The following is a 14416-nucleotide window of genomic DNA, read 5'->3' as shown; positions in this document are numbered from 1 at the left end:
TAAATTAAGCGCATCAACCTAAATTCAATGGGTTACGCGTTGCTTTTATTCATTTAATTTGCATAAATAGTGAATAAATATCTGACGAGGCGCGATAAATGGCAGAATAAACAGCGGAATTATGCAGCGGGAAAATAAAATATTGCTTTTGTGATCCTGAATAACATTTGCTGTTAAAACGGGGCAAAGTAAGCACGGTAAAAAGGCGGTGTGCATCAATTTAGTGCGGAACAGGCGATAACTGTTATAGGCGAATCATTATTTTCTGTTTCTGTTATAGTCATCATTTCTGTGTTCCACTAAACCCTCTTCTACACTTGTTGTGTTATCGGCAAGGTCTTATCCCTTTTGGAAGCTTAATAATGTACATCTCGAGGTGGCTATGTTCGGTTTAGACGCATTCGAACTGGCAAGGATACAATTTGCGTTCACAGTCTCTTTTCACATAATTTTTCCCGCGATTACCATCGGTCTTGCCAGTTTTCTGATGGTGCTGGAAGCGTTATGGCTGAAAACCCGTAATGACACGTGGCGCGACCTGTATCATTTCTGGTTGAAGATTTTTGCGGTGAATTTCGGTATGGGCGTGGTCTCCGGCCTGGTAATGGCCTATCAGTTCGGCACCAACTGGAGCGGTTTCTCTGCCTTTGCCGGCAGTATTACCGGCCCGCTGCTTACCTATGAAGTGCTTACCGCCTTTTTCCTGGAAGCGGGCTTCCTTGGCGTGATGATGTTTGGCTGGAACCGCGTGGGGCCGGGCCTGCACTTTTTCTCCACCTGCATGGTGGCGCTGGGGACGCTGATGTCCACCTTCTGGATCCTCGCTTCCAACAGCTTTATGCATACGCCGCAGGGCTACGAAATTGTTAATGGTCAGCTGATCCCGGCGGAGTGGTTTAAGGTGGTATTTAACCCCTCTTTCCCTTACCGCCTGCTGCATATGGCCACTGCTTCGTTCCTGTCGACCGCCTTTTTTGTCGGCGCGTCTGGCGCCTGGCATCTGCTGCGCGGCAATAAAAGCCCGGCGATCAAGCGGATGTTTTCCATGGCGATGTGGATGGCGCTGATTGTTGCCCCGATTCAGGCGGGTATCGGCGATGCGCACGGCCTGAATACGCTGGAGCATCAACCGGCCAAGATCGCCGCTATTGAAGGCCACTGGGAAAATGTCCCTGGCGAGCCGTCGCCGCTGATTCTGTTTGGCCTGCCCGATATGCAGGCGGAAGAGACCAAGTATGCGCTGGAGGTGCCGGTACTGGGCAGTATTATCCTGACCCACAGCCTGACCAAACAGATCCCGGCGCTGAAAAGTTTCCCACCGGAAGATCGTCCTAACTCCACCATCGTGTTCTGGTCGTTCCGCATTATGGTGGCGCTGGGTCTGCTGATGATTCTGGCGGGCGTCTGGAGCCTGGTGCTGCGTCTGCGTAAACGCCTGTACGATCAGCGTCTGTTCCACCGTTTTGTGCTGATTATGGGGCCGTCTGGTCTGCTGGCGATTCTGGCGGGCTGGTTTACCACTGAGATCGGCCGTCAGCCGTGGGTGGTGTATGGCCTGATGCGTACCCGTGACGCGGTTTCCCATCACGGCACGCTGCATATGTCGATCAGCCTGCTGGCCTTTATTCTGGTTTACGCCTCGGTGTTTGGTGTGGGTCTGGTCTATCTGCTGAAGCTGGTAGGTCGTGGGCCGCAGCCGTTCGTCGATCATGCGCCGCACGGTGGTCCGGGCACGCCGCGTACGCCAGCCCGTCCGCTCTCTGCCGCCGATGAGTCGCTGGATGAGCCTACGAAAGATGATCTGGGAGGAATTAAATAATGGGTATCGATCTTCCGCTGATCTGGTTCGTCATCATTGTGTTTAGCATTCTGATGTATGTGGTGATGGACGGCTTTGACCTTGGCATTGGTCTGCTTTATCCGATGGTACGCGAGACGAAAGATCGCGACGTCATGATGAATACTGTGGCGCCGGTCTGGGATGGTAATGAGACCTGGCTGGTGATGGGCGGCGCCGGGCTGTTCGGCGCGTTCCCGCTCGCCTATTCAGTGATTCTGGATGCGCTGGCGGTACCGTTGACGATTATGCTGATCGGGCTGATTTTCCGTGGCGTGGCGTTTGAGTTCCGCTTTAAGGCAACGGTATCGCATCGCGCGTTTTGGGATAAGTCGTTTATTGCCGGTTCTTTTATCGCGACTTTTGCCCAGGGCGTGGTGCTGGGGGCGTTTTTGAACGGTTTCCCGGTGCAGGGTCGCGAATGGGCGGGCAGCGTGTTTGACTGGGTCACGCCGTTTAGTCTGTTCTGTGGGCTGGGGCTGGTGGTGGCGTATGCGCTGCTGGGCGCCAGCTGGCTGATTATCAAGACGGAAGGCCATTTATTGCAGACTATGCGTAAGCTGGCGCGTCCGCTGTTGCTGGCGCTGCTGGTGGTGATGGCGATTGTCAGCGTCTGGACGCCGCTGACGCATCAGTCGATTGCCGACCGCTGGTTTACGACGCCGAATCTGTTCTTTTTCCTGCCGGTGCCGATTTTGGTGGTGCTGGTGTCATGGGCGCTGTGGCGCAGCGCCTGGCGGCCGGATGCGCACTATACGCCGTTTATTCTGACGCTGGCGCTGGTGTTTTTGGGCTTTAGCGGGCTGGGCATCAGTATTTGGCCGAATTTGATTCCGCCGGATATTACTTTCCGCGCCGCCTCGTCGCCGCCGGAGAGTCAGGGTTTTATGCTGGTCGGCGCGCTGTTTATTATTCCGCTGATTCTGGTTTATACCTTCTGGAGCTATTACGTGTTCCGCGGCAAAATCGATCCAGAGCAAGGTTATCACTGACAGGAGAGCGCGATGGCAATACAACGCATGACGGAGAAAAGCGCGAAGCAGCCGCTGTGGCGGCGGCTGTTATGGCTGGTGATTATCTGGGGCGGCAGCGTGCTGGCGCTGTTTTTGGTCGCCAGTTTTTTCCGCGTGTTGATGTCCGCCGCCGGTTTGCGAACGCATTAAGGCTTTCGTTATAGCCTGATAAACCCATCCCCTCTCCAGCAGAGGATGCAAGGGTAACAAATAAAGCCGCCTTCCTAAAGGCGGCTTTTACTTTTCAACCCGGCTCTTTTTCCCTGCGAGATATTTCCTTTTACGACCATATTGTTTAAAAAAAAGTCAGTGGAATTTTATTCATCGCTCCGCAAAGTAGAAAGCTATTTCCCGACCATAAGGATAGCGGTCATGAGCTTTAGCTTACCCGGAACGGATCTTTATTATCTGCCACGTGACGACCTTGCTCCCGAAAGATATGAGCAGATTACCCGTCCCGTTTTCGCCTGGCCGCGTATCGACAACGAATATGTTTTTGATGATCGCCCGTCGTTGAACTTTCAACTTATTAATATGTACAGGCGTGACGTTTACGGTTATACCCACCAGTGGCCGCCGCATGGGCCACGTGAGCGGGAGAAGTTAAAGGAGATGATATATTGCGGCGACGTGGTGATGCTGGAGAAATTTAATTTTTCGCCAGGCGACCTGTTTTATATCGATAACCATGGCGAGTTGATTTGTCGTGACAGGCTGGCGTTTAAGTTTGACGGGGCGCAGCGGATTATACGCGCATACAAACATGCCGTGGCACGTCGTGACTATAGCCAGCGAGGCGGCAAACCACGTCCCACTGTTATGCCCTCTCAACGGATAAGAAAAAAGCAGCCCTCCGCGCTCAGCATTATTGACAGTAAAATGGCAGGTCGACTGCTGGCCGCTGGCGCCCTTTACCACCAGCATCCAGAGATGTTTGCTGAGACCGCGCGCAAGCTGGGCGATAAGGCAGCGCAAGGTTTTGAGCAGGTATTGAATGAGCAGACAGCGGGCACTCTGGTCGCATTCTCTTCACTGCTTATGCTGGGCAGAGCTTCCGCTAGTGGCCGTCCCAGCGCTATCAACCCGGACGAGATGAAACACTATCTGGGAAAGGTCAAAGGCAGGACTAAACTCTTACATAATATCGAAGCCATAGAGTTAGATTATTTGCGACGAGACAGAGCTGAGCTTGCGACGATGAGAAATCAATTTAAAGCGATTAAAAGAAAATTTCTGAAAGAAGCGGCAGATCATTCTGATGTAAGACAAAGGCTTAGCATTAAAGATCGAGAGATTATGAGCCGCGGAAAAAACCCTGAAGGATGGGATGTTCATCATAAAATTCCTCTGGATGATACTGGAACGAATGATTTCTCTAACCTTGTTTTAATCCGTCGCCATGATGAACATAAGATATTAACCAATGCGCAAGCGACAGTTATAAATAATATGCAGCCCGGAGAGAGCAGAAAAATAATCTGGGTAATTCCTACAGGCATAATTTATCCATGAGAACAAACCATGAGCCAGATAAAAAACGTTATCTCCGAAATCAGAAGGTTGGCTGACGAGCTGGATTACCAAGTTTATCCTCCGGTAGCATTCCCCATTTCTCTTTATAAATATGATTTTGGTCGTAAAATCGCTATTGCGCCTGAATCATTCTGGTTACAGTATAAAGAGTTTGTAGAACTTGCTGATGGATTTCATATTGACGGTTACTATTTGTATGGAATAAATAATCATGCCGACTATAAAAATGACCTTTTCACCTTCAACGGTTTTCTGACAAGCATTGCCAACGAAACGCCCAGCATGATGATTGAGGATGATTTTTATTGCATTGAGTTTGGCACATCTTCGCTTGATACCTATACCTATGACGTCAGAACCCATAAATGGGAATCACGCGACAGGCAGCAGCATCAGAATCTTTTTATTTCCTGCGATACGCTGGCAGAGTTTTTACAGGCGGTTATTGATGATATTTGTCAGCAAGAAGAATAAATAATTGGAAAAGGCTGTAACGCATTGCCCTGTACGTTGAATTGTTGAACGGGGAAAGCGTCGTCTGCCGGTGTCTTGCTTGCTCAGGGCGTGTCGCCTGCAGGTGTGGTGCCTGCTCAGGGTGTTCAGGCAGATCGTAAAGACGCAAACAACGTCATCCCTGACAGCTCGACCCGCGCCGTCCGTGGCGCGGGACGCTTTACTCTTCTGCCTGAACACCCCGCGCTTTTAGTTGCGCGTGGTCTGGATGAAAGCTAACCACCTCTGGTTGCCCTGCGCTTTGCGTTATATGTGGTCTGGGTGAAAGCTAACCACCTCTGGATGCCCTGCGCTTTGCGTTATGTGTAGTTTGTGTAAAAGGTAACGCTGCTGCCTGAACGTCCATTGTTAACAGCAGGCGTTGGCGGGTTAAAATGCGGGTTGCATTATGTCGAAGCGATCCGCAGCAGGGGCCTGCAATGATATCGGCGGCGTGACCTGTAGCGTTATCCAGTTCGAGGTGACGCGCTGCTGTTTCTCATCCTCCAGGGTGACGGAGAGACGATACTGATTGCTGGCGCCGGGGCTGCTGTCCCACTGCGGTATAATTACCGTCCAGCCATGAGGATTGGTGTTATTCGCCGGTGGCGTCAGGCTCAGCGCTTGCGTATCGCCCTGCCAGCTCACGGCGGTAATGCGGTTGACCGCGCGGATCTGTAACTTCAGCGTCAGGGTTTCTCCTGGCTGGAGCTGCCAGGGCGGCGTCGCTAAAAATACCGACAGCGTTTTGCGCTGGCGGAACTCCAGCACCGGCGTGGTATTACGCTCAACAAAATCGTAGCGGCTGCCGCGCAGCGATCGCGCTTCGGCAACGTTATCCGCAGAGAGCTGTTTGCTCAGCGCCACGCCGGGACGGTAGTTAATGCGCATGCCTAACTGATCCTGCGACTGGCCGCTTTCGCCCTCTTTATGCGATGCGGTGAAGGTCAGCAGCGGCACCGGCGTGTAATTCACCCCTACCTTCACCGCCACCGGGTTTTTCTCCAGGCTGCCGCTGTTAAAGAGATCAACCTGATCGCCCAGATATTGCTCCCAGGTGACCGAAACGCCCAGCTGGCGATAAAACGGCAGGTAGCCCTGCGTGGTGATATCGTAGCCGCGCGCCATACGGTTTTGCTGGCTGCTGCTGCGGTTACGCCAGCCGCTGAGCGGCGTATAGTAATTTGCTGACAGGCGCAGGAAATCGCTCCAGGCTTCGGTGCCGAGCGAGGCGCGCTGTAAGCCTGAATCCATTTCACGATCGATAAAGGTGTTATAGCCCAGCAGCCAGTTATCCGCGACCCAGCGCTGCCCCAGGCCAACATTGCCCACCAGCCCTTCATCGGTTTGCGTCACGCCCAGCTGCGAAAAGGTCAGGTATTGATAGTTGTCCTGCCAGGGGGTAAGCAGCTGCCCGCCGCTGCCGATAAAATTCCCCTCCATGTCGACCTGCAACGACAGTTGCGCCATGCCGTAGGGAGAGAGCAGCGACTGCCCTTCATCCACCAGCCGTTCGGTCACTTCATCGCGCAGATGATTAAACGCCCAGACACCCGCCTGTTGCCCAAACGATGCATCGCTGGTGCTGTTGCTGGCCTCGCCAATGCTTTTAGCGATCTGCGCCAGCCGCGTGGAAAACGCCTCTTCTGAGGAAACGTCGCCGCCCAGGCTGGGAAGCGACTGCTCGATAGCGCTGAAACGCGCCGGATCCGCAAAGGGTGCGTCCGGCACCTGGTTTTGCGGCTGAAAAGCGTTGGCGTTCTGGCTGAGCAAGGGTGCGCCGAGCAGCAGAACAAAAGCGGATAAGGTAAATCGTTGCATTAATAACATAGCGGCGTCAGGAGTAGCTTAAGCTTTCATCATTGGTGGCCGTAATCAGCATGAATAAGCTCTTAGCTTAGCATAATTGTGAACCAGATCATGATTTTCCCGACACTGCGTCAGTCCGAAAAGCGTGCTGTTATGACGCTATATTCCGCCTGCGTTTATCCGTGGGCCGTGAGTGCCTCTTTCTCATTGTGTTGCGCCTCAGCGGCACGATAGAGCGTCACCACGTCACCCACGATAATCAGCGCGGGCGACTGCGGCTGATGGTGCGCAATGGTGGCAGGCAGCTGCGCCAGCGTAGAAATCAGCACGCGCTGGTCAGGCCGCGTGCCGCGCTCAATCACCGCCACCGGCGTATCGGCGGCGCGCCCGTGGCAACACAGCTGCTGGCTAAGCTCGGCGCTCCAGGTAAGCCCCATATAGAACACCAGCGTCTGGCTGGCATCCTGCAGGCTCTCCCAGGCGATCTGCGGTTTGCCCGCTTTGCCATGACCGGTGATAAAACGCACCGACTGCGCCATCTCCCGATGCGTCAGCGGAATGCCGCAGGCGGCAGCACAGCCGACCGCAGCGGTAATGCCCGGCACAATTTCGCAGACGATATTCGCCGCCTGTAACTGCTGCATCTCTTCACCGCCGCGACCAAAAATAAAGGGATCGCCGCCTTTCAGCCGCACCACATTGCGTCCGCTGCGCGCTAAATCTATCAGCAGCTCTCCGATCTGCTGCTGTTTCATGCCGTGAAAACCGGGCGTTTTGCCCACGTCGAGCGCCAGCGTGCCAGCAGGAATCCGCGCCAGCACCTCCTCGCTGACCAGCCGATCGTAAACCACCACGTCCGCGTCCTCGAGCCGCCGCAGCGCCTTAAGCGTAAGCAGTTCGGCATCGCCCGGCCCAGCGCCCACTAGCCAGACGCGACCCTGCGGCTGATTAGTGCTGCCGCCTAACAGTTGGTTTAGTGCAGGTAACCGCTGTGTCATGCTGACCTCCCGCTTACCGCCTCGCTTTGCTGAGGGGCGTGTTGTTGAATAAGTTTTTTCAGTTCAGGAATACAGGAGCCGCAGTTAGTGCCGCACTTAAGCTGCTTGCCCAGCGCCGCACAACTCAACGCGCCCTGGCGAATCGCGGCGATAATCTGCTGCTCGCCGATGCCGAAACAGCTGCAAATGGTTTTTCCACGCGCCTCTTCCTGAGTGGCGCGGCCCGCCAGCAGCGCAAACCGCGCTGCCGCTGAAACGGGCGGCTGCTGAAAGGCGCTGGCGATCAAGGCATCATCAATGACCGGACGGCGCGCGGCAGTGTAAAAAGCGAGCATAACTTCACCCAGATGCCAGGCGATCAGGTGATAAAACGCCTGCTCGTCGCCCGCCTGCTGTAACGTCCATTCAGGCCTCAACTGCGCTTGCAGCCAGTGACGCGGGTCGCCCTGATGCGCCAGCGAAAAGCGGGAAAGCTCCGCCGTCATTGGCACGCGGCACCACCAGCGGCTCGGCGCGATCGTGACGTTGTCACGTATAAACAAGGTTCCCTGCCAGTCGCTGTGCCAGGGCTGAATGCTTACCGGCGTCTGTTTGCTCTCCGGCTGACCGGAATGCGCACAACGCCAGGGCGCCACCAGCCGATCAACGTTGCCTTCGGCGCAAAACTGTTGGTTCCAGTGCATCGGCACAAACAGCGTGCCCGGCGTTTGATCTTCCGTCAGGCTGGCGCGGGCGATCATCCAGCCGTGCCGCGACTGAATACGCACCAGCGCATCGGGCCAGATGTTGTGGCGCAGCGCGTCGTCAGGATGCAGCGCAACAAAAGGTTCGGAAACGTGCTGCAACAGGCGCGGCACCAGGCCGGTGCGCGTCATGGTATGCCACTGATCGCGGATGCGTCCGGTATTCATCATCAGCGGCCAGCGTGGCGTGGCGGCAACGCGCGGCCCGGCAGGCGTCACCGGCACCAGCCGCGCTTTGCCGTCGGCATGATAAAAGCGGCGCTGACCAAACAGCCGGGCGCACCCCTGGGGAAACGCAGCATTTACCGGCCACTGGATCGGCTGCAAGGTATCCCATGCGCGGTTGCTGAGCTGCGCCAGACCGCTGATATCAAACGCGCGCCGTCCGTGATTTTCAAAGCCGGACAGCGCGGCATGTTCGCGGAAGATCTCCGCCGGATGTTGCCAGCCAAAGGCCGCGCCGTAGCCCAGACGCTGCGCCACCTGCGCCAGCATCCACCAGTCAGGACGCGCTTCGCCCTGCGGTGGCGTAAAGGCGCGCTGACGTGAAATTCGCCGCTCAGAGTTGGTCACCGTGCCGTTTTTCTCGCCCCAGGCCTGCGCCGGTAACAGGATATCGGCAAACGCGCTGGTATCGGTGGCGCGCACGACCTCAGAGACGATAACCAGCTCGCAGCGTTGCAGCGCCTGCGCCACGGCGTTGCCATCCGGCAGCGACACCGCCGGATTGGTGCCCATGATCCATACCGCTTTCACCTCGCCGCGTCCTATCGCCTGAAACAGCTCTACCGCCTTCAGGCCCGGCTGCGCAGCCACCCGCTCGCTCTGCCAAAAGCGTTGCAGGCGATCGATATTCTCCGCAGTAAAATCCATATGCGCCGCCAGCTGGTTAGCCAGCCCGCCCACTTCGCGTCCGCCCATGGCGTTTGGCTGACCGGTCAGGGAAAAGGCACCGCTGCCCGGTAGGCCGATTTTGCCGCTAAACAGGTGAGCGTTGAGGATCGCGTTGCACTTATCGCTGCCGCTGGAGGATTGATTAATGCCCATGCACCACAGCGTCAGCACCCGCGACTGTCCGGCAAACAGGCGATAAAACTGTTCGACCTGCGGCTGCGGCAGCTGGCAAAGCTGCGCCACCCGCTCCGGCGTCCAGTGGTCGGCGGTGGCCAGCGTTTCTGCCACCTGCGTCAGATGCGGCAGCATCGTGTCATCGCCGTAGCCGCCCGCAGCCAGCCAGCGCAACAGCCCGTTAAACAGCGCGCCATCGCTGCCCGGCGCCAGCGGCAAATGCAGATCGGCCAGGTCGCAGCTGGCGCTGCGGCGCGGATCGATAACCACAATACGCAGCGCTGGATTCTGCTGTTTCGCCTGTACCAGCCGCTGATAAGCCACCGGATGCGTCCAGGCGGCGTTGGAGCCTACCAGCACTACCACCTCAGCAAGGGTAAAATCCTCATAGCAACAGGGAACCGCATCCGCGCCCAGCGCCCGCTTATAGCCGGTCACCGCCGACGCCATACAGAGGCGCGAATTGGTATCGATATTGCCGCTGCCGATAAAGCCTTTCATCAATTTATTGGCGACATAATAATCTTCAGTCAGCAGCTGACCGGAGGCGTAAAACGCCACCGCATCCGGGCCGTGCTGCTGAATAATCGCCTGCAAACGTTCGGCCACGCTATCCAGCGCCGTTTGCCATGAGACGCGACGCCCGGCGATCTGCGGCCACAGCAGGCGGCCCGCTGGCGTCAGGGTTTCGCCCAGCGCCGCGCCCTTCACGCACAGGCGGCCCGCGTTGGCCGGATGCTCGACGTCGCCGCTGATGTGCCAGCCCTGCGCGCCCGCACTCACCTGCACGCCGCAGCCGACGCCGCAGTAAGGACAGGTGGTTTTCATGACGCCTCCGCCACGCGCAGTTTGCCCACCGCCAGCGGCGCGTTGCCGACCAGCACCCGTCCGGCGGCGATGCGCACCGGCCAGCAGCGCAGCTGCACATCCGCCCCATCAAGCGCGATACCGTCACGCAGCCGGAAACGCTGTTTATAGAGCGGTGAAATCACGATTGGCTCACCGGCGGCATCGCCAAGCATGCCGCGTGACATCACGCTGGCAGCGCTGCCGGGTTCGTTGTCATCCAGCGCATATACCGCATCATTAAACCGGAACAGCGCGATACGCTGACCGCCAAGCCGCGCGCCGATGCCCGCCTGCGGCGGAATCGCCTCCAGCGCGCCCATATCATTCCAGGGTTCCTGCGGCAGCGGCAGCATCGCCGTCTGCGGCGCGCGCGCGGGCTGGATCTGTCCGCGCGCCAGCTCCCACTGCAGGGTTTCATCCTGCTGGTCGCTGTTCAGCGTGGCGCGGAACAGCCGCAGCCGGTCCGGCGACGCCAGCGTGGTGCGCCATTCACACTGCCAGCTATCGACCACCTGCTGCATCTCCTGCTCCAGCTCCGCGCCAATCCCCAGGCTGTCGTGGATCACCACCTCACGCAGGTAATCCAGCCCGCCCTCCAGGTTATCCAGCCAGACGCTGGTGCGCTGCAGGCGGTCAGCGGTACGGATATAGAACATCAGCAGGCGATCGACATAGCGGATCAGGGTTTCATCATCCAGATCGCCCGCGAACAGATCAGCGTGGCGCGGCTTCATGCCGCCGTTGCCGCACACATACAGGTTCCAGCCGTTTTCCGTGGCGATCACGCCGATATCTTTGCTCTGCGCTTCGGCGCATTCGCGGGTACAGCCTGAAACCGCCATTTTGATTTTGTGCGGCGCACGCAGCCCTTTATAGCGATTCTCCAGCGCAATGGCGAAGCGGGTAGAGTCCTGCACGCCATAGCGACACCAGCTGCTGCCGACGCACGATTTCACCGTACGCAGCGACTTGCCATAGGCGTGCCCAGTTTCAAACCCGGCGTCGAGCAGCGCCTGCCAGATAGCGGGCAGCTGATCCAACGCCGCGCCGAACAGGTCAATACGCTGACCGCCGGTAATTTTGCTGTAGAGATTGAAGCGTTGCGCCACCTGACCGATTGCAATCAGCCCCTGCGGCGTGATTTCGCCGCCGGGAATGCGCGGCACCACCGAGTAGCTGCCATCTTTCTGAATATTGGCGAAGTAGCGATCGTTGGTCTCCTGCAGCGGCAGATGCTGCGGCGTTAACAGATAATCGTTCCAGCAGGAGGCAAAAATCGAGGCGGCCAGCGGCTTGCAGATTTCACAGCCGTGTCCGCGCCCGTGCTGCGCCAGCAGTTGCGTAAAGGTTTTGATCTCGCCCACGCGCACCAGGTGATAAAGCTGCTGACGCGAATAAGCGAAGTGTTCACAAACGTCTTTTTTCACCTCCACGCCCTGCGCCGTCAGCTGATGCTCCATCACCTGTTTCACCAGCGCGCTACAGCCGCCGCAGCCGGTGGCGGCTTTGGTACAGCTTTTCAGCGCCGCCATATCGCCGCAGCCGTTGCTGACCGCCTGGCAGATATCGCCTTTGCTGACGTTATGACAGGAGCAAATTTGCGCGCTCTCCGGCAATGCTGCCACGCCCGCCGTTTTGGGCGCTGCGCCTGCCGTGCGCGGCAGGATCAGGCTTTCCGGCTGCGACGGCAGCGGCATCTCATTCAGCATCATCTGCTGTAGCTCGCTGTATTCACTGCTGTCGCCAATCAGCACCGCGCCCAGCAGCCGCTTGCCATCGCCAGAAACCACGATCTTTTTATAAATTTCCTGCGGGCCGTTGGTCCAGTGATAGCTCTGACTGCCTGCGCTGCGGCCATGCGCATCGCCCAGCGAAGCGACTTCCACGCCCAGCAGCTTGAGTTTGGTGCTCATATCCGCGCCGGTAAACGCGGCGGCTTCATCCGCCAGACGGCTGGCAAGCACGCGCGCCATCTGGTAACCCGGCGCCACCAGGCCGAAGATCTGCCCTTGCCACAGCGCGCATTCGCCTATCGCCGCAATGGCCGGATCGCTGGTCGTGCAGCCATCGTCAATCACTACGCCGCCGCGCGGCCCCAGCGCCAGCCCGGCGTCGCGCGCCAGCTCATCACGCGGGCGGATACCGGCGGAAAACAGAATCAGGTCGCTCTCAAGGGTGCTGCCGTCAGCAAAATGCAGCCGCAGCGAGCCATCCTGCTGGCTTTCAATCTGCCGCGTTTCGGTGTTGGTCAACACCGTGACGCCCAGCGCTTCGATTTTACGCCTTAGCATCTGCGCGCCGCCGTCATCCAGCTGCACCGCCATCAGCCGTGGCGCAAATTCCACTACCGAGGTTTCCAGCCCGAGCATTTTCAGCGCGTTTGCCGCTTCCAGCCCCAACAGGCCGCCGCCGATCACCACGCCGCGTCGGGCATGCGCGGCACGCGCCTTGATGGCATCAAGATCGGTTAAGGTGCGATACACAAAGCAGTTCGCCGCATCAAAGCCCGGGATCGGCGGCACAAAAGCGTAAGAGCCAGTGGCGAGCACCAGGCGATCCCAGGCCATTTCCCGCCCGTTGCTGTCGCGGACGCAGCGACGCTGGCGATCGATATGCGTGACCTTTTCGTGACAACGTAACTCAATATCATAGCGGGCGAAAAAATCTTCGCTTACCAGCGACAACGCCTGCGCATCGCGTCCAGAAAAATATTCAGAAAGGTGCACGCGATCGTAGGCGCTGTGCGGCTCTTCCCCATACACCACCAGCTGATAGCGCAGATGCAGCTGCTTATGCACCAGCTGTTCAAGAAAATAGTGGCCAACCATGCCGTGACCTATTACCACCATAACCGGTTTGTTCATCGTTGTGCTCTCCGCAGCCTCAGGCTGCCTGCTGGAAGGGGTAAAGCCAAACAGCGCGCCTTCGCTAATCGGGGCGCTGCGTTGCAAATGTTGCAGCAGCGAGGCTGCCGCTGAGGTGTCGCCATAGAGGATCGCTCCGGTGAGCCTGCCGTCGCGCAGCACCAGCCGCCGATAGTGCTGACTGAGCGGATCACTGGCGGTCAGCGAACGGCTGCCGGACACGCAGCCGGTTTCACCCACGCTAAAGATCTCAATGCCGGTGACTTTCAGTCGTGTGCCCTGCGGCTGGTAATAAAAGTCGGCAACCGGCGCATCGGCCAGCTGATGCGCCAGCACCTCGGCCTGCGCCAGGCACGGCGCCAGCAGGCCCCAGGTTTCACCTTCGATTTCACAGCATTCGCCCAGCGCCCAGATGTCTGGCACCGCGCTGCGCAACTGCCGGTTGACCTGAATGCCCTGAGCGCAGGGAATACCAGCTGCGCGCGCCACCGCCACCGCAGGTCTGACGCCGATAGCGATAATCACCTGCGCGGCGGATATGCGCTCGCCACTCGTCAGCGTGACACTGTCACCGTGAATCTGTGCGATACCCGCTGCCAGGCGGCAAGCGATGCCACGCTGTTGCAGCGTCTCTGCCAGCAGCCCAGCGGCGGTTTCATCCAGCTGACGATCCAACAGCCAGCCATGACGATGCACCAGCGTGACCGCACAACCGCGCAGGCGTAGCGCCGCCGCCGCCTCAATGCCCAGCAATCCGCCGCCCAGCACCACCACCGGCCCCTTTAGCGCCAGCATCCGCTCCACGTCGCGCAGCGTGCGGAAGCCGCCGACATGCGGCTGGTCGATACCGGGAATCGCGGGCATCAGCGGATCGGCGCCGGTGGCAAACACCAGCCGATCCCAGCGCAGGCTGCGCCGTTGCGTAGTGAGCGATTTTTGCGCCACATCCACTGCCAGCACCTTTTCACCCGCCAGCAGCGTAATGCCCTGCTGCTGATACCAGTACGGGGCATGAATCAGCGTTTCCTGAAACGCTTTTTCGCCGCTCAGCACCGGCGAGAGCTGAATGCGGTTGTAGTTGCCCTGCGCCTCGCTGCCGATCACCGTGATGCGATAGCGTTCGGGCGCCAGCTGCAGCAGGGTTTCCACCATCCGCATCCCCGCCATGCCGTTACCGATAACCACCAGATGTTCAGGCATTGCTGACTCC

General features: G+C 58.1%; 9 protein-coding genes. 5 read left to right on the top strand and 4 right to left on the bottom strand.

Features of this window, described 5'->3' with window-relative positions; translation table 11 throughout:
- Positions 1–382: 382 nt before the first annotated feature.
- The 5 genes from J2X14_RS03165 to J2X14_RS03145 all read left to right on the top strand — a co-directional run bounded on the left by J2X14_RS03165 (position 383) and on the right by J2X14_RS03145 (position 4857).
- Positions 383–1819 carry a cytochrome ubiquinol oxidase subunit I gene (locus tag J2X14_RS03165; RefSeq protein ID WP_352409751.1) on the top strand — a complete coding sequence of 479 codons (1437 nt, stop codon included), beginning with the start codon at positions 383–385 and terminating at the stop codon, positions 1817–1819.
- Positions 1819–2829, top strand: coding sequence for a cytochrome d ubiquinol oxidase subunit II (gene cydB / locus J2X14_RS03160; protein WP_352409750.1), 1011 nt, complete (start codon positions 1819–1821; stop codon positions 2827–2829). Before J2X14_RS03165 ends, cydB begins: the two co-directional genes overlap by 1 nt.
- A 27-nt stretch (positions 2830–2856) precedes the next feature.
- Entirely contained in the window at positions 2857–3000 is a 144-nt protein-coding gene (locus J2X14_RS03155; protein WP_352410130.1) for a DUF2474 domain-containing protein, read from the top strand.
- 222 nt (positions 3001–3222) lie between these two features.
- Positions 3223–4362 (top strand): HNH endonuclease signature motif containing protein, encoded by a 1140-nt coding sequence (locus tag J2X14_RS03150; RefSeq protein WP_352409749.1) that lies wholly within the window; start codon positions 3223–3225, stop codon positions 4360–4362.
- Between the two features lie 9 nt (positions 4363–4371).
- Complete coding sequence (locus J2X14_RS03145) at positions 4372–4857, top strand: YrhA family protein (protein WP_352409748.1); 486 nt, start codon at positions 4372–4374, stop codon at positions 4855–4857.
- Positions 4858–5265: 408 nt separating this feature from the next.
- Here the strand turns inward: J2X14_RS03145 and J2X14_RS03140 are convergent, their stop codons facing one another.
- The 4 genes from J2X14_RS03140 to nirB all read right to left on the bottom strand — a co-directional run bounded on the left by J2X14_RS03140 (position 5266) and on the right by nirB (position 14406).
- On the bottom strand, positions 5266–6696 hold the full coding sequence (locus tag J2X14_RS03140) for a YchO/YchP family invasin (protein ID WP_352410129.1): 1431 nt from the start codon (positions 6694–6696) through the stop codon (positions 5266–5268).
- A 164-nt stretch (positions 6697–6860) separates the two neighbouring features.
- Entirely contained in the window at positions 6861–7682 is an 822-nt protein-coding gene (gene cobA, locus J2X14_RS03135) for a uroporphyrinogen-III C-methyltransferase (RefSeq protein WP_352409747.1), read from the bottom strand.
- Positions 7679–10321 (bottom strand): nitrate reductase, encoded by a 2643-nt coding sequence (locus J2X14_RS03130; protein ID WP_352409746.1) that lies wholly within the window; start codon positions 10319–10321, stop codon positions 7679–7681. The genes cobA and J2X14_RS03130 overlap by 4 nt, the downstream gene beginning before the upstream one ends.
- Positions 10318–14406 carry a nitrite reductase large subunit NirB gene (gene nirB, locus J2X14_RS03125; RefSeq protein ID WP_352409745.1) on the bottom strand — a complete coding sequence of 1363 codons (4089 nt, stop codon included), beginning with the start codon at positions 14404–14406 and terminating at the stop codon, positions 10318–10320. The genes J2X14_RS03130 and nirB overlap by 4 nt, the downstream gene beginning before the upstream one ends.
- Positions 14407–14416: the final 10 nt, after the last annotated feature.

Source organism: Mixta sp. BE291, assembly GCF_031457955.1.
Classification (GTDB): Bacteria; Pseudomonadota; Gammaproteobacteria; order Enterobacterales; family Enterobacteriaceae; genus Mixta.
The sequence above is the reverse complement of the archived record's forward strand: the minus strand, read 5'-3'. Positions and strand labels throughout refer to the sequence as shown.

Coding starts and splice junctions, on each gene's coding strand:
- cydB (WP_352409750.1), top strand. CDS start 1,819: ATGGGTATCGATCTTCCGCTGATCTGGTTCGTCATCATTGTGTTTAGC.
- J2X14_RS03145 (WP_352409748.1), top strand. CDS start 4,372: ATGAGCCAGATAAAAAACGTTATCTCCGAAATCAGAAGGTTGGCTGAC.
- J2X14_RS03165 (WP_352409751.1), top strand. CDS start 383: ATGTTCGGTTTAGACGCATTCGAACTGGCAAGGATACAATTTGCGTTC.
- J2X14_RS03130 (WP_352409746.1), bottom strand. CDS start 10,321: ATGAAAACCACCTGTCCTTACTGCGGCGTCGGCTGCGGCGTGCAGGTG.
- cobA (WP_352409747.1), bottom strand. CDS start 7,682: ATGACACAGCGGTTACCTGCACTAAACCAACTGTTAGGCGGCAGCACT.
- nirB (WP_352409745.1), bottom strand. CDS start 14,406: ATGCCTGAACATCTGGTGGTTATCGGTAACGGCATGGCGGGGATGCGG.
- J2X14_RS03140 (WP_352410129.1), bottom strand. CDS start 6,696: ATGCAACGATTTACCTTATCCGCTTTTGTTCTGCTGCTCGGCGCACCC.
- J2X14_RS03150 (WP_352409749.1), top strand. CDS start 3,223: ATGAGCTTTAGCTTACCCGGAACGGATCTTTATTATCTGCCACGTGAC.
- J2X14_RS03155 (WP_352410130.1), top strand. CDS start 2,857: ATGACGGAGAAAAGCGCGAAGCAGCCGCTGTGGCGGCGGCTGTTATGG.